12 protein-coding genes and 1 tRNA gene (1 of these 13 only partly in view) are annotated in these 15,800 nt (G+C 58.0%); 7 read left to right on the top strand and 6 right to left on the bottom strand.

Features of this window, described 5'->3' with window-relative positions; genetic code table 11:
- Positions 1 to 6 precede the first annotated feature (6 nt).
- The 5 genes from druD to LVY71_RS21705 all read right to left on the bottom strand — a co-directional run bounded on the left by druD (position 7) and on the right by LVY71_RS21705 (position 6,910).
- Positions 7 to 1,101 (bottom strand): Druantia-type antiviral defence protein DruD, encoded by a 1,095-nt coding sequence (gene druD, locus LVY71_RS21725; RefSeq protein ID WP_235102003.1) that lies wholly within the window; start codon positions 1,099 to 1,101, stop codon positions 7 to 9.
- On the bottom strand, positions 1,095 to 3,959 hold the full coding sequence (locus LVY71_RS21720; protein WP_235102002.1) for a hypothetical protein: 2,865 nt from the start codon (positions 3,957 to 3,959) through the stop codon (positions 1,095 to 1,097). Before LVY71_RS21720 ends, druD begins: the two co-directional genes overlap by 7 nt.
- Before the next feature lie 21 nt (positions 3,960 to 3,980).
- On the bottom strand, positions 3,981 to 5,183 hold the full coding sequence (locus LVY71_RS21715) for a Druantia anti-phage system protein DruA (protein WP_235102001.1): 1,203 nt from the start codon (positions 5,181 to 5,183) through the stop codon (positions 3,981 to 3,983).
- Positions 5,184 to 5,430: 247 nt separating this feature from the next.
- On the bottom strand, positions 5,431 to 6,699 hold the full coding sequence (locus LVY71_RS21710) for a tyrosine-type recombinase/integrase (protein WP_235102000.1): 1,269 nt from the start codon (positions 6,697 to 6,699) through the stop codon (positions 5,431 to 5,433).
- 134 nt (positions 6,700 to 6,833) lie between these two features.
- Positions 6,834 to 6,910 (bottom strand) — tRNA-Met (locus LVY71_RS21705).
- 319 nt (positions 6,911 to 7,229) lie between these two features.
- On the opposite strand from LVY71_RS21705, the gene LVY71_RS21700 reads away from it, so the two are divergent.
- From LVY71_RS21700 to LVY71_RS21670, 7 genes are all read left to right on the top strand, one after another.
- Complete coding sequence (locus LVY71_RS21700) at positions 7,230 to 8,660, top strand: coniferyl aldehyde dehydrogenase (RefSeq protein ID WP_235101999.1); 1,431 nt, start codon at positions 7,230 to 7,232, stop codon at positions 8,658 to 8,660.
- A 63-nt stretch (positions 8,661 to 8,723) separates the two neighbouring features.
- Positions 8,724 to 10,331 (top strand): GMC family oxidoreductase, encoded by a 1,608-nt coding sequence (locus LVY71_RS21695; RefSeq protein WP_235101998.1) that lies wholly within the window; start codon positions 8,724 to 8,726, stop codon positions 10,329 to 10,331.
- 74 nt (positions 10,332 to 10,405) lie between these two features.
- A complete protein-coding gene (locus tag LVY71_RS21690; protein ID WP_235101997.1) occupies positions 10,406 to 11,191 on the top strand; it encodes an SDR family oxidoreductase in 786 nt (261 codons plus the stop codon).
- Positions 11,192 to 11,290: 99 nt separating this feature from the next.
- Positions 11,291 to 12,148 carry an MBL fold metallo-hydrolase gene (locus tag LVY71_RS21685; RefSeq protein WP_235101996.1) on the top strand — a complete coding sequence of 286 codons (858 nt, stop codon included), beginning with the start codon at positions 11,291 to 11,293 and terminating at the stop codon, positions 12,146 to 12,148.
- Between the two features lie 101 nt (positions 12,149 to 12,249).
- A complete protein-coding gene (locus tag LVY71_RS21680) occupies positions 12,250 to 13,092 on the top strand; it encodes a fumarylacetoacetate hydrolase family protein (RefSeq protein ID WP_235101995.1) in 843 nt (280 codons plus the stop codon).
- A gap of 81 nt (positions 13,093 to 13,173) precedes the next feature.
- Positions 13,174 to 13,791, top strand: coding sequence for a glutathione S-transferase family protein (locus LVY71_RS21675; RefSeq protein ID WP_235101994.1), 618 nt, complete (start codon positions 13,174 to 13,176; stop codon positions 13,789 to 13,791).
- 14 nt (positions 13,792 to 13,805) lie between these two features.
- The gene (locus LVY71_RS21670; protein ID WP_235101993.1) at positions 13,806 to 14,897 is read left to right on the top strand and encodes a hypothetical protein; all 1,092 of its coding nucleotides are present in this window, start codon (positions 13,806 to 13,808) and stop codon (positions 14,895 to 14,897) included.
- 11 nt (positions 14,898 to 14,908) lie between these two features.
- Here the strand turns inward: LVY71_RS21670 and LVY71_RS21665 are convergent, their stop codons facing one another.
- Positions 14,909 to 15,800 carry the 3' portion of a DUF5996 family protein gene (locus LVY71_RS21665; RefSeq protein ID WP_235101992.1) on the bottom strand. The gene runs 32 nt beyond the window's last position, so 892 of the gene's 924 nt are visible here — the last part of the coding sequence; the start codon falls outside the window, past its right edge — the gene reads right to left on this strand; the stop codon is at positions 14,909 to 14,911.

Below are 15,800 nucleotides of genomic sequence, written 5' to 3'. Positions count from 1 at the left end.
CTTCCCCTAATTCTTCATCTCGTCCCTGGCCACTAGCCAAAGACGTTCTTTCAAAAATTTTTCTTCAACATCCGCTTCGGCCGCTGGAAGTAAATAAGAAATCAAACAATTTTCGCGAACGGTTGGCTTTCCGATCACGGCTAACCGTCGCTCAGCCCACAATGGTAATGGGGAGTAGAAATCAAAGATAGCTCCCTGCTCAATATTGCGTCGCCGATAATTCTGGGGACGTCCTTGGCGACTATCTATTGCCATTTGAAGATGCCATGCAGCGTCACACCCGCGCCACCGAAAGTTGGCGGAATACGGGAGGTCTAGAAGGTTCTTAGTCTGTCCGGATTCGATCTTTACAACACCCCAAAGCGGCGCTCCGTAGGCTTGAGGGCGCCTGGCAACATAGATTCCTGTTTGGCTTTTTAAGGTTGTCCAACGGCCCCTATAAAAGCCGACGGGCTTCTCCGGATCTAGAATTTGAATTTCTTCAATTTGCCCGCTGGGTGGTTGCGCCAATAGCCGAGCAAGCGTGCCTTCCACTAGGGTCTGAGGCGTCTCTTCCTTCGGTGGCCGCAGCCACGCACGTTCGCTGAGTTCGATAAGTCCTAAATCTCGCAAAGTAAGAGAAAGTGTCTCGGACTCGTTATGTTTTATGACCCTGCAGAATCTCTCATAACTAACCCGGTCTGCAAGTTCTCGTGGCAGAGGGCTAAGCTCATCGCCTGCGATGCCTATAATGAAAGTACTGCCATTTTTTCGATCCACAAATGACGGCGGTGCGGCAAACACCCAAGTGCCTTTGACGTTCGGGTCGTCCGAAGCAACTTGGTTCAATTCAAGCAAGTCGCCAACGACTAGTAGACCGTCGACGGCCTCATCAACTTTTTCGCGGAGGGACGGCGGATCAATCGCGAGAAGACTTAAACCGTCCGCCACGAAGTTCGACAAACTCGAAACCGAACAAGGGCAACAAATCGCAGCTGCCCGCCTTACCAAAGCTGCAAGGCACACGTCATCGATCTGGTCGCCCCCATCCACCACGGGAATTCCAAGTGTGCGCCGCAGGTCGGTTAGTACTTCCAGGGCATCAATCGAGCGAACTACCATGTCCACCTCGGCGCGAAACTATATGTGCGAACTTGGTCATGGGTCATTGCAAAAACGGAGAGCATTCGAGCAGCTCGTAACAGCGGCTGGCCGGTGGATTGCGCGAGCGGCGAAAATCTATCGCCGTACTTTTCCATAGCCACCCAAGGGGCACTGGCAAAACGGAGAGCGAACTCGCAAAGCTCTTTGTCAGCCGTTATTCCATAACGTGCGGCCAGTTGGAAAAATGCGGTAACATTAGGTTTGTCGCTGCTTGTAAACTTCGAGATCTGCTCACCTAACAAAAACCCAAAGCTAGTGTTGCCACCAATCGCCTCTCTTAAAGTCTTCAACTTTTGCGATGAATCCGCATCGCTCGCAAAAGCGTGTTCCGCCGCTTCCCATCGAGGTCCCAAAAAATTTCCGAAGAAATGCTCTGTTGTCTTTCTAAGGACGTACGCTCGCCTGTTCGCCGCCAATGGTCCGGCTAGGCGAGCTTCCGACCAATACTTCAAGCGACGCAGAACGTCTGGCACGCCGGGCCAATCGACTGTAAAAGTCGAGGGCTCAATCAGCAGACCTTGCAATCCACCGGCAACGTTTTTCGAGCTACCGACAACGCAGTCCATGTGCTCACCGTGCTTCGCGACAAGCAAACCTCCTTGTCCCGAGAGTTCAAAACCCTCAACGACCTTCTCTGGATCGCAAGCGGTACCAATCAATGGCTGGCCAAAACTGAAAAAGGTCAACTCGGCCTCCCCCTCTAGCCCAGTGTCATCAAAGAAGCGGGCCGATGTGCCGTGACCACCTGCACGGCAAACCCATCTGACCGGCTTTGTCTCCCTCTCAAGCGGAAGACGGTATTGGCCCAATTCTTCTCCATCAATTTTGAGGATTGCCGATCTTGCTTCGAGGTATTTCCAAGCGCGCGCCTCGTCTCTATTGGATTGATCCCAACGTCTGTGCCAATCGTTCGGCGATACTGGAAGCTCAAGCGTTCCTACAACGTGATCGAGCAACGTTCCGCCGTCCTTGTCTTTGAGCGAAATCGAACAAGTCACCTGCCGATTGTCGGGTCCGAGAACTGAGAGGTCGCAATCTCCTTCCCAAATCGAATCTAGTGATGGGTCGGTTGGGTCAGTAAAGACCGTTAATCCTGAATGAAGCGTCGTCCCAGGCACCCACGGCAGTGGGTCCCGCACCACGAGAGCAATCGTACCCTCCGTATCGCGGGTAAAGGCCAGCGCCGCCGCAGAACTGAATGTCCCTACCCGTTCGGCTCTTACAGTCAAGCGATGCTTCCCAGGGGTGAGCGGTGGCAGGGACAGGAAATGCGGTACGCCAGCACGACCCCCTTCTATTGAATGGCAAAGATTATGATTGAGGTAGATATTATACTTATCGACCGGGTGATCATGAACGATGCTGAAACAAGGCGCTTCGGTTGTGAGCCATTCACTGTTGCCTTCGCCGTCCCAATTTCGTGCGGAAAGTCCGGCAGGCGTGATGCGGATTGTGCGACAAACTTGGAGACCAAATGAACTCAACGATTGTATTTGCGCAGCGGAAAGCGTCGCAGGGATATCGAGGAACTGCGCGTGCATGTCCGGGCACGTTAGATCGACAGGCGTCCCAATGTCCGGTGGAACAGTAACTGGTTCTTGGCTCACAAAAACGTAGCTTAGCCCTGGCCGCACCATCATTCCCTCAATGGAGCGCGCAATTCCGTCTCGAGCTAACTTGAATAGCCAAAACGGCGCCTTAGGAATTCTACACTCTGAAACCAATAAGTTTTGAAGCGCAGGATTTGGTTTTTCGAACTCAATTGCGAGCCGACTTGCGTCAGGCCAGTTTTTCAAAACGCGTCGTTGTCTTGCTGACAGGAGCCAGGCTGGCGGGAGCCATGTATCGGGAAGACCGGAAATTCTGCATCTTGTGGTTTTGAGGAATGCCGAAAACTCGCTATTGAGTTTTGCAACTCCGGCGAAGGAGGGAAATTCCATTATAGGAGCCCAGGTCTTCGCGTCTGTTCTGCGCAACAGCAAAGAAGGCTTCACGCTCGTTGGTTGTCCGCCTGCGAAACTTTGAAGGCTTCGTACCAGTTGCTGCGACGAAAAGAGATTTGTCGCTCTCCCCGTTCCAACCATTCGATCCAATACGAATCGACGAACATCTTTGAGCCACTCGCGAGATTGGCGTACTTTCTCCAAGTCTTTTACAATTTTATCGAGGGTGGGCCGATAAATTGGCCCTTCGCGGCTTTCCCCGCCCTGTAAGAGCGCTATCGCTATCTGACCCGCGAGGGCTTCTTGTTGCAAAAACTGTTCAAATCGCGTTGACGCGTTCCAAGCGCTGTTCGCCAGGATTTTGCCAAGTGACGCGGCATCAGATGTATTGGACCTCGCAAGGGTGTATCTCAGCGAATAGAGCAACTGCGCAAATTGTTGCTGTAAATAGCTTGGCAGGATGGCGTGAGTGATGGGCAGCGAGATGATTGAAAAATGGCGAGCCCAGCGACCAGTCGGAGAAATTCCATTATAATCTTTTCGGAATCGACGAAACCAATTCTTTAGCAACTCCCGGCTTCCGTATTGGCGCCAGCCAGGCGTTTCAGACTCGAACGAGTCCCAATACTGATCACCGTCGTAGCCATAACCAAACTCCGTTGCGTACGCGACCCAACCCAACCAATGCGTACTGAGCCTATGCCCGCCGTGGCGCACGCGAGCGCGAAGTAAGGCAGATAGCTCCGACAATTCTGCTTCGGAAAGTCCGTGCTCAAGCGCAAAAAGCGGATAGCCCGTAAAAACGCGCGCACTGGCCAAATCGGCAAAGTGCGTTTCTAGTCGTGCCTGCCATTCGTCGAGCGCTAACGACATAAGAGGGCCCCGCCCCATTTATTATTTCATTGATATAACCTTCGGCGCAGCCACCTTTCGGCCAAGCAATTGCATAATATCGCCCACTTCCCACAAGCGAAACTCAGGAAGCCTTTCCGCGCGCGGCACCATCCAACGCTGAACCGCTAGTCGCGAAACTTCTTCGACCGTCTTAAGCCCTTTCAAATTTGGTCGGCCCGTTCCGGTCTTTAATATTTTCAATGAGTTGGTTGCAAACTCACATAGATAGACTTCTCGCTGAATGCCGTGGCGAAGCATGTCATCTTTATATCCAAGCGCAGATAGAGCTGCACGAGTGGTGCGCATTCTCCAGTTAGGCCCTTGGCCATATCTATGCAGGTCAGCATACGGATGTCCGATATCACGGAGATACGATCGCATATCTGCGAAGAGATCATCGGGAATGTGAAAGTGGCCCCATCCGCCGGTAAAACCAATGGGTCTGAAATACTTTTGGTCGCTCAACTTTAGACGATTGTAAATTGAAGATCGCCCCAGCGACGAGGAGGTTGTAACAACGAGTAGTCGCGCGTTCTTCTTTTTCTTGGAGATAATTCCGCGCGTATCGCCGTAAGCCTTCGCAAAATCATTATAGATCTCTCTCGTTCTCACAAGGGAGGCGACCAGCTTGCCACCGAGCAACTGGTTATATGGCGGAATCGAACCAAGCACGTAAGCGTCCATAACGTTTACGAGACGACTTCCGCGCTCCTTAGAATTCCAGCCGATGAGTTTGTCACGAACCGATAGGTTAAAGACGGGATCACCTATCGCGAGCAAACCTATGAGTTTGTCGTTCTGTTTATCCCAAACGAGGTAGCGAAGCCGTCGCCCGAAGCCGTTGGAGACAGGGACGGACCAGGTCAAAGACGCGAGTCTAAATAGTTTACTCTGCCAAGTACCCGATTTGACTAGCTCTAAGCGGGGCGTAATCTTTGCGGGATCAATGTCCTGCCCACCAGCAAAATATTTTTTTAGACCGTCAAAATTCTCAGCGATAAACTGACGATGAGCATCGATCCGATCTCCGCGATGCTCAGAATGCAACCCGCGAATTACATCTTTGCCAGAACCCTCAAATGTGAGAACCCCTTTCGTCCTGCGAAAGCCCAAGGAGCTTAGGTGTCGTCGAAATTTCCTAACTAAAGCAGCCCGGCGAAGATTTACTTTCGCAACATTAGGTTTTTTACTTTTACGCTTCATCGACGAGTTGATCCCAAGCTTAAATTGCTTTCAGTATTCTCTCCTACTGCTGGATGCCAACAAACATTCAGCCACAGGTATTTATTTTTACGATGCAATCCTATCGGAGCAAAGGAGTAAACTCGATTTTAGCACACGGATTAATCTGACTCTTACAAAGTACAACAAGGACCTGCCAAGCAGGTGAAGGCGAAACGCTAAACGTTTCGTAGTGAGCGAGGACCCCTCGGCCCTTTAAGATGCAGGCTTACTCGGCCTGCTGATAAAGCTCAGTGTCGTCTTCAGCCCGCACAACAGCCTTTTTGCGAACCGCAGGTTTCGCGCGGCGCACATTGATCGCCGCAGTATCAAGCCGGTTCTTGATGTGGGCTGCATAAAACTTCTCAATCATTTCAACGCTAGTCCGGCAGTTCTTCGCAATCTGATAAATATCAGCACCTTCCATCAACCGCATGCAGATGTAGGTGTGACGCAAACTGTACGCGGTCCGTCGGTTGCCATCGCGATCCAGCTTCAACCCGCTTTTATCGAGCACACCATTGAACAGCTTGATGTGATTGCCTGGAAATACAGGATCGGTCGATTTTGGTAATTTCGGCGGTTCGGTTGAAGGCAGTAACTTGGCCCTCTGCCTCGCCTTGCCCTGTTTGACGTATCGTGGGCGGGCCAACAATCGCTCATAGGGCCGTACGGCCATCGGCATGCTCTTGCAATAACCCACACCCCGTTTGCCCCGCACTTCAATCTCTAAAATACTTTGGCCGCTATGGTCGTCCTCAACGATGGTCACGTCGCGGTGCTGGAGGTTTTTAGCTTCGTCCGGCCGCAACCCAGTGTTGGCGAGAAACAGCACATAGTCATGCACCTGCTCCGCGCTCCAGCGATGATGGATTTGGCTTGCTTTGGCGTGCGCGCGGGTCGCTTCATAAAGCTGCTTGTATTCTTCGGGACTGAACCACGGCCGATGCACGACCTTTCCCGACGTTTTATAGGGAGGCGAGAAGTCAGGCAGGTGCCCGAGCCATTCGTGCCGGATTGCGGTTTTAAGCACCTGGCGGATGGTCACCACCTCATCATGGATGGTGCTGCGGGCGGGGGCCTTGCCGGTTGTAGAGGTGGCAATGCGGTGCACCCTGTATTCCTGGACCTTGCCGGGTGTGATTTCCGATAGCCCCATGTCCCCGAAGAACGGCAACAGGTGCAGCCGCAGGCGGATCGCATATCCCTCAACCCACCGCTTGCTCCGGTGGCCCTCAGTGATGACCTCATATTCCTTTAAGAACTGCTCAGCCGCCTGCTTGAAGGTTTTCTCGTTCTTCTTGAGAAGCCCGGCCTGGGACTTGCCACGGAGGCCCAGATACCAGTTTTCAGCGACCTGCTTGGCGAGGACGAGGTCGTCCTCGCCCGTGGTGGCGCGGTACTGGCGGCCCTTGAGGGACGCCGAACAGTGCCAATGGCGGCCGTCGCCGCGCCTGTAGACCTGAACCAATCCTCCAAGGATCTCATGTCGGGCCATATCGCACCTCCATTGAAGGCAGATTAGCGCGAGGGAACCGCACAGTCGAATTTTGTGCTAGGCCTGTGCTAGCCGATTTACGAAAAATTAAAGGGTTAGCCTTTCGGCTAACCCTTTGTATTACGTACAATATTTGGTTGCGGGGATAGGATTTGAACCTATGACCTTCAGGTTATGAGCCTGACGAGCTACCGGGCTGCTCCACCCCGCGATAAACCGGTGCGCGCCTTCAAAAGCGGACGGACGACAGTTCAACGCCAAAAGCGTCGTTCCAACCCGTCCGGAGGCGAGAGAAGGCTACCAAGGCAAGCGCCCATGGTGCGAGGGGTATGTACCAACGGCATACGGCTTTGGAAAGGCCTGCGGGCGATCTTTTTCACGAATTTATGACGCCCGCGCAAAGCGCCGCCACTGCCCGAGCCAGGATCGAACCTCGTGGCCCCACTTGCCAATAAGCCGGCGAAAGACCAGCCTTGAGAAAGCCCACACAAGACTCGGCGCGCTACAATAAGCCGGGCGGGAGGAAACCGATGAATCAGGCGTTGAGGAATCCCGTCCCGGACGGGATCGAGGATGTTTTCCGGAGGGCCGTCGCCTTGTCGCGCGCGGGAACGCCGGATCTCGCCGAGCGCCGCGACCGGCTTGCGCGCCTGCGCGCCATCGTCGTGGAAAATGAAACTCAATTTGACGAGGTTATTTCCGCTGATTTCGGCAACCGCTCCTCGACCGAAACGCTGATTGCCGAAACGCTGTTCGTGCTTGCCGAGATCAAGCACGCGACGAAAAATCTCAGCCGCTGGATGGCACCGAAACACGTCGCCACCGAACTGCAATACTTCCCGGCGACAAACAAACTGCTGCCGCAGCCGCTCGGCGTGGTGGGTATCATCTCGCCCTGGAATTATCCGCTGCAATTGACGCTTGCACCCGCGATCGCAGCCATCGCGGCGGGCAACCGCGTCATGATCAAGCCGAGCGAACTGGTGCCGCGGTTCTCTGCGTTGTTGCAGAAACTGATCGCGTCGAAGTTCGACGATACCGAAATCATGGTCACCGGCATCGACGGCGACATCCCGGCGCAATTCGCGGCGCTGCCATTCGACCATCTGATCTTCACCGGCTCGACACGTGTCGGACGGCTGGTAGCGGAGGCCGCCGGCCGCAATCTCACGCCGGTGACACTCGAGCTCGGCGGCAAGTCGCCGGCGATCATTGATCGCTCCGCAGACATCGCCGAGGCCGCCGAGCGCATCGTCTACGGCAAGCTGATGAACGCAGGACAAACCTGCATCGCGCCGGATTACGTTCTGATCGCGCGCGGCAGCATGGATGAGTTCGTCGCCAAGGCACAGAGCGCGGCCGAGCGCATGTTCGGCGTAAGCCCGGACAACAAGGACTACACCTCGATCGTCTCCGACAAGCACTACGCCCGGCTGGAAGGCCTGGTGCAGGATGCCGCCGCGCGCGGCGCGAAAATCATGCGCTCAGCCCCGTCGGACGATCCGGCGTGGAAATCGAAACGCAAATTCCCGCCGACCTTCATCAGCGGCGCGACCGCCGACATGACGGTGATGCAGGAGGAGATCTTTGGACCGGTCCTGCCTGTGTTCGCCTGCAACACGACGGACGACGCGATCGCCTACATCAACGCCAACGACCGCCCGCTGGCGCTGTACTGGTTCGGCAAGGACAATGCGGCCCGCGACAAGGTTCTGGCACGGACCATTTCCGGCGGCGTCACCATCAACGATTGCCTGTTTCATTTCGTGCAGGCCAACCAGCCGATGGGCGGCGTCGGCGCGTCCGGCATCGGCGCCTATCACGGCGAATGGGGCTTCCGCACCTTAAGCAAGATGAAGCCGGTGTTCTATCGTTCACCGCTGAACCGGCTTGCCGATCTGTATCCGCCTTACGGCAGCAAGATCGCGCGCCTGATCAAGCTGCTTCGTTTCATGTCATAAGATTTCGGCTGCATACGACCGGCAACAATGCCGGCGGCAAAAAATACTTTGGGGGCACAAGGAATGGCGGACACGTTCGATTACGTGGTTGTGGGCGCTGGCTCGGGAGGCTGCGCTGTCGCAAGCCGCCTGTCGGAAGACCCTAATGTCTCGGTTGTGCTATTGGAAGCCGGCGGCCGCGACGACAACTGGGTCGTCACCACGCCCGGCGCACTGATCCTGATGGTACCCGCCCCAATCAACAACTGGGCATTCAGCACGGTGCCGCAGCCCGGACTCAACGGACGCATCGGCTATCAGCCGCGCGGCAAGGGACTCGGCGGATCGTCGGCCATCAACGCCATGTGCTACATCCGCGGTCACAAGGCCGATTACGACCGCTGGGCGTCGCTCGGCAATACCGGCTGGTCCTACGCGGATGTGCTGCCCTACTTCAAGCGCTCCGAGGACAACAGCGAATTGACCGGCTTCTATCACGGCACGGGCGGACCGCTCAGCGTCACCAAACTTCAGACCGACAATCCGGTCCAGGACATCTTCCTGCAGGCCGCGCGCGAGGCGCAGTTTCGCATCAATGAGGATTTCAACGGCGAGGAACAGGAAGGCCTCGGCGTCTATCAGGTCACGCAGAAAAACGGCGAGCGCTGGAGTGCCGCGCGCGGCTACATCCACCCGTTCATGAAGACACGCAAGAATCTCCACGTCATCACCGAGGCACATGCCACACGCATCCTGTTCGACGGCAAACGCGCGACCGGCATCGAATACCGTCACGGCAAGGACATGCGGCAGGTCCGCGCGCGGCACGAAGTCATCCTCGGCCTCGGCGCGTTCCAGACTCCGCAACTGCTGATGCTGTCCGGGGTCGGCGATCAGACTGAGTTGGCGAAACACGGCATCGCGCCGGTTCATCATCTGCCCGGCGTCGGCAAGAATCTGCACGATCATCCGGATTTCGTGTTCGGCTTCCGCTCCAACAATCCGAATTTCCTCGGTCTCAGCCCGGCCGGCATCGGCCGCATGGTCAAATCGATCTTCCAGTATCGCCGCGAACGGCGCGGCCTGATGACCTCGAACATCGCGGAATGCGGCGGGTTTCTCAAAACCCGGCCCGATCTGGAATTTCCCGACATCCAGCTTCATTTCTGCATGGCGGTGGTCAACAACCACGGCCGCACGCCGTTTTTCGGCAATGGCTTCTCCTGCCACGTCTGCCTGCTGCGTCCGAAAAGCCGCGGCAGCGTTTGGCTGCAGAGCGCCGATCCGATGCAGCTCCCCGCGATCGATCCGAATTTCTTCGGCGACCCGGAGGATATTGAAGCGATGGTCGCAGGTTTCAAGACCACGCAGCGCCTGCTTGACGCACCCGCTCTGAAGGCGATCCAGACCTCCGACGTCTTCACCGCCCATGTGCAGTCCGATGATGACATCCGCGCCGCGCTGCGCGCCCGGACAGACACAGTCTATCATCCCGTCGGCACCTGCAAGATGGGCGTCAACGATCCGATGGCCGTAGTCGACCCGGCACTCAGGGTGTATGGCGTCGAAGGACTGCGCATTGCGGACGCATCGATCATGCCGGAGGTGATCGGCGGCAATACCAACGCGCCGACCATCATGATCGGCGAGAAGGCCGCCACCATGATCAGGGCTGAAATGCGCCTTCACTGATTGCGGGCGAAGCCCGGATCGGGCATCACGGCAAAGGCTATCTAACCAAGAAACTCAACAACAGGAGTGAGACAGTGGATCTCGGAATTTCAGGACGGCGCGCCATCGTATGCGCGGCGAGCAAGGGATTGGGCCGCGCCTGCGCCATCGCGCTGGCCAACGAAGGCGTCCATGTGACGATTACCGCACGCGGCGCGGAAGCGCTTGCAAAGACGGCGGCGGACATCCGCCAGGCCAGCCCCAAGGTGACCGTGACGGAAGTCGTCGGCGACATCACCACGCCTGCGGGCCGCGAGGCCGCACTGAAGGCCTGTCCCGATCCGGATATTCTGGTGAACAACGCGGGCGGCCCGCCGCCCGGCGATTTCCGCAACTGGACGCGCGACGACTGGATCAAGGCGCTCGACGCTAACATGCTGACGCCGATTGAACTCATCAAAGCAACCGTCGACGGCATGATGGCGCGCAAGTTCGGCCGCATCGTCAACATCACGTCGGCCGCTGTGAAGGCGCCGATCGACGTGCTCGGCCTGTCAAACGGTGCACGCAGCGGCCTCACCGGTTTCGTCGCCGGCATCGCACGCAAGACGGTGATCAACAACGTGACCATCAACGGCCTGCTACCGGGACCGTTCGATACCGACCGCCTGCGCGGACCGATGCTCGAGCAGGCCGCCAAGGCTCAGGGCATTTCGACCGATGAAGTGCTGAAGCAGCGCGCGAAAGCGAATCCCGCCGGACGCTTCGGCGATCCGGAAGAATTCGGCCTGGCCTGCGCCTTCCTGTGCGGTGCCAAGTCCGGCTTCATCACCGGACAAAACATTTTGCTCGATGGCGGCGCCTATCCCGGCACGATGTAAGCGATTGGGTTCAAATCACGGTCTCCCCGCGTCCATTGCACCGGACGCGGGAGATATTCATTTTACGGCAAAGACCAAAAACGACCGGGAGCTGGCTTGATGCACTGGACCGTGGGCCGGGTCAAAATCACCAGGATCGTGGAAATCACATCGGTCGGCGGATCGCGCTTCATCCTTCCGCAAGCAACGCCCGAAGCCATCCAGACAATGCCCTGGCTGGTGCCCAGCTACGCCACGCCTGAAGGCAAACTCAAACTCACCGTGCAATCGTGGATCGTCGAGACGCCGTCGCACCGGATCGTGGTGGATACCTGTATCGGCAACGGCAAGCAGGACCGTTCGGTCCCCGCCTGGAATGGGCTCGATAAGCCATATCTCGCTGATCTCGCGGCGGCAGGCACTCCTGCAGAGACCATCGACACGGTTGTCTGTACACATCTCCATGTCGACCATGTCGGCTGGAATACGAAACTCGTGAACGGTCAGTGGATGCCCACGTTCAGCAACGCGCGCTACGTGTTCGGCAGGACCGAATACGACCACTGGGCGGCGCACAGCCCTGAGGGCGAGCACAAGGCCGTGTTCGACGATTCGATCCAGCCGATCGTGGCCGCCGGCCTCGCCGATCTCGTCATCGCCGATCACCGGATCGGCGACGAAGTCTCACTGATTTCGACCCCCGGACACAGCCCCGGCCATATGAGCATCCTGATCAGGTCCGACGGCGCAGAGGCGCTGCTGACCGGGGATGTCGCGCATCATCCCTGCCAGATGGCCCGGCTCGGCTGGTCCTCGACGGTGGACTTCGATCCCGCGCAATCCGCAGAGACGCGGAAAATGCTGTTCTCGCGCTTCGCCGATACGCCCACGCTGGTGTTTGGAGGCCATTTCGACCCGGGCCATCTGGTACGGGATGGCGAGGCGTTCAAACTGATTCCGGCATCAAATCCGGCTTGACCGCACTGCACACACGCCGCGGACGGTTGAATTTCCCCGCGCCCTGTCGCATGAAACATCCGACGAATGAAAAGTCGGACAAGAACGAAAAGGAACTGCCTATGAAATTGGTTCGTTTTGGCGCCATGGGCCAGGAGAAGCCCGGACTGCTCGACGGCTCGGGCCGCATTCGTGATCTCTCGGGGGTGGTGAAGGACATCACCGGCGACACGCTGTCCCCCGCAGGACTGGCGAAACTCGCCGCCATCGATGCGGCATCCCTGCCGCTGGTCGACGGCAACCCGCGCCTCGGGGCGCCGGTCGGTAACATCTCCAAGTTCGTGGCAATCGGGCTGAACTATGCCGATCACGCCGCCGAAGCCGGCATGCCGATTCCGTCCGAACCGATCGTGTTCATCAAGGCCAACACCAGCCTGTGCGGACCGAACGACAACGTCGAGAAGCCGCGCGGCTCGACCAAGCTCGACTGGGAAGTCGAACTCGCCATCATCATCGGCACCAGAGCCAAGTATGTCTCCGAGGCCGACGCGCTGAAGCATGTCGCCGGTTACGCCGTCTGCAACGACGTCTCTGAGCGCTTCTTCCAAATCGAGCGCGGCGGACAATGGACCAAGGGCAAGTCCCACGACACCTTCGGACCGGTCGGTCCGTGGATCGCGACCGCCGATGAAATTCCGGACCCCCAGAAGCTCGGCATGTGGCTCGACGTCAATGGCCAGCGCTGCCAAACCGGTTCGACCGCGACCATGATCTTCGGCGTGGCGAAGATCGTATCCTATGTGTCGGAAATCATGACACTGCTGCCGGGCGACATCATCACCACCGGCACGCCGCCCGGCGTCGGCATGGGCATGAAGCCGCCGAAATTCCTCAATGTCGGCGATGTCGTTACTCTCGGCATCGACGGTCTCGGGGCGCAGCGCCAGCAGATCGTCGCGGCCTGACAGGTCTTGCGGCTCCGGCGTGCGCGCCGGAGCCGTTGTCGTTCACGTCGATCCTTTTCCCATGACATTCAGGACAGCCGCATGAAACTTGTCTACTCACCGGCGTCGCCGTTCGCACGCAAAATCCGCATCGCGGCCATGGAGCTCGGCCTGTTCGACAAGATCGAATTCATCTCTCCCATCAAGGCGATCCCGGTCACCGAGAACGAGGAATATGCGCGCAACATCTCTCCGCTGCGGAAGATTCCCGCGCTGATCCTCGACAGCGGTCAGGTCATCGTCGATTCCTACGTCATCGTGGAGTATCTCGACGAACTCGCCGGCGGCAAGCTGATCCCTGCTTCCGGTTCGGCGAAGTGGCAAGCGCGGACAGAGCATTCCATCATTCAGGGCATGCAGGATGCGCTGCTGCTGTGCCGCTACGAGAAGATGCTGCGGCCGGAGCAATATCGCTGGCCCGAATGGTTCGATGACCAGTTCAAGCGCGCGTGGGACGGTCTGGCCCGCTATGAAGCCCATCCCGACGTCCTCAACGGTCCGCTCGACGTGATACAGATCGGCATCGTCTGCATTCTGGGCTATCTCGATTTCCGGTTTCCGGATTGCGGCTGGCGCAAGACCTTTCCGAAGCTCGATGCCTTCCATGAAAAGATGATGCAGCGCGAGTCGGTCAGGACAACAGTGCCGCCACCAGCCTGATCCGGGACATATCGATGAGCGACCGCGCGGACGAAAACAGTTTCAAAGCCTGGCACGCGGTCGCCGATCTCTATCACGGCTATTTCACCGGCCTGATCATATCCGTGGTGACGCGGCGCTCCACCGCCGACGCGGCGGAGTTCGTGTTTCGCGTATTCCGCCGCCAGCATCACGAGCGGTTTCTCGCCGGCATCGAGAAGTTCGGCCTGACCAATGCGCCGCATGCGGTCGCCGCCGCGCAGTATCACTATCTCAGCAACCAGATCGGCGGCGTGAACGTCGAGTACATGCGCGAGTCCGACCGCAAGGCCTGGATTCGCTATCCTCCGCCGCGCTGGGCGTGGCGTGGCACCGCGATCTGCGCCATTCCCGGTGACGTTTCCACCGCGATGCTACGCGGCTGGCACGCGCACAACGGCGTGTCCTTCAGGAATCCCCGCATCGGCTTTGTTTGTACGAAGCAGACCGTCGATGGCCAGAATGGGCTCGAAGGCTTCTACTACGAATATGATCGCGATCTCGCGCCGGAGGAACGGCTGGTGTTCGCGCGGCATCTCGAAGCCCCGCTGTTCGATCCGGCGGCCGCTCCGAAACTCGCCAGCGATACCTGGCCGCGGGCCCGGCTGGAGAAGGCCTATCGCAACTATGCGATGGAATATGTGCGCTCGGCGTTGCCGGTGATCGTGCATCTGCTCGGGCCGAATGATGCAGAGCATCTGCTGCACCTGACCGGACGGTTGATCGGCATGCAGTTCTATACCGACATTGCAGTGGGCTTCGGCACTCGGCACGATCAGGGACCGCAAGGTTTCGGCGCACTGCTGCGGGATGTGCTGGAGGCCGAAGGTGATGAGGCCGATCTGAGCACCGCGAACGGCAAGGCGGTCGTTTCGCAGAAACAATGGGGTCTGATCGCGGGCGTGCCCGACTATCATCCGGCGTGCCTCGCGGCCCTGAAAGGCCTCGTCGCGGGATTAATGGACGCGCACGACCGAGGATTGTCGCTCGACTTCGCGGTGAACCCTGAAAGCGCTCCCGGTCCGCTGCGGTGGACGATCACATCGCGGCCCCTCGGCGCGACCGACGACAACCGGTTTCCGGCGTAGAAACTAACGCATCAACGGCGCTCCAGCGCGGCGCGGTCCCAGTTGCCCGCATTGGCCGCGGCTTCATAGGTGCTCTGAAAAAACTCCAGCAGCATGGCGTCGGGATCTGGCGACGTCCTGACGTCCTCGTAATCGAGAATAAACTCCTGCAAATTCGTATCGAAGACCGCCGCCGGCGGACGGAGCGGCGCCCCGGCGAAGCCGGCGGGCGCAGGATAGGCATACGAATAAAACGCCGCCTTGCCGAACCCGCCGTTGCCTGGCCAGAAACCGCAGCTCGAAACTTCGTGCGAATAGGCCTCAACCGCCACCCAGTCGCCGAGGTTCGGCATCCCGCCGGGATGCGGCGGCGCGGTTCGCCCCGAAAATCGCGTCACGGCGAGATCGAAGCTGCCCCAGAAGAAATGCACCGGACTGACCTTTCCGGTGAAGCGTGCGCGAAACTGCTTCATGACGCGATCACCCTGCACCAGCGCCCGCCAGAACCGCTGCGCGGCACGGGCATCGTAGGATTTGTGATCGCGATCCTGCTCGAACGGAATGGCATCGGAGACTTCGACCGGCATGGTCCAGATCGTCACATCAATGTCGAGATCCCGCAGCGCGCCCATAACCTTCTCGTAGAATTCCGCCACCGGATACGGCGCGAGCGCGAACTCGCGGCGCTGCGGATCGCTCGTGGTGATGACGAGAACGTGCCGGCAGAAATCGAAATCGATCTGGAAGCTGCGGGCGTTGTGGGAGATCGGCGACGTCGTCAGCCCGGAGGATGTGACGTAGAGCGGCACCTGCCACCAGTGATTGACCATCGGCTCCAGCGCAAGCCGGATCTTGCCAACGATCTGAGTCCACATGTGCAGCGTCGCGCAGGTGTCCCGCCAGCCGATGAATGGCAAGGCCGGC

Source organism: Bradyrhizobium sp. G127, from assembly GCF_021502575.1.
Lineage (GTDB): Bacteria > Pseudomonadota > Alphaproteobacteria > Rhizobiales > Xanthobacteraceae > Afipia.
Note: the sequence above shows the minus strand (reverse complement) of the source record. Positions and strands in the feature narration are given on the sequence as shown.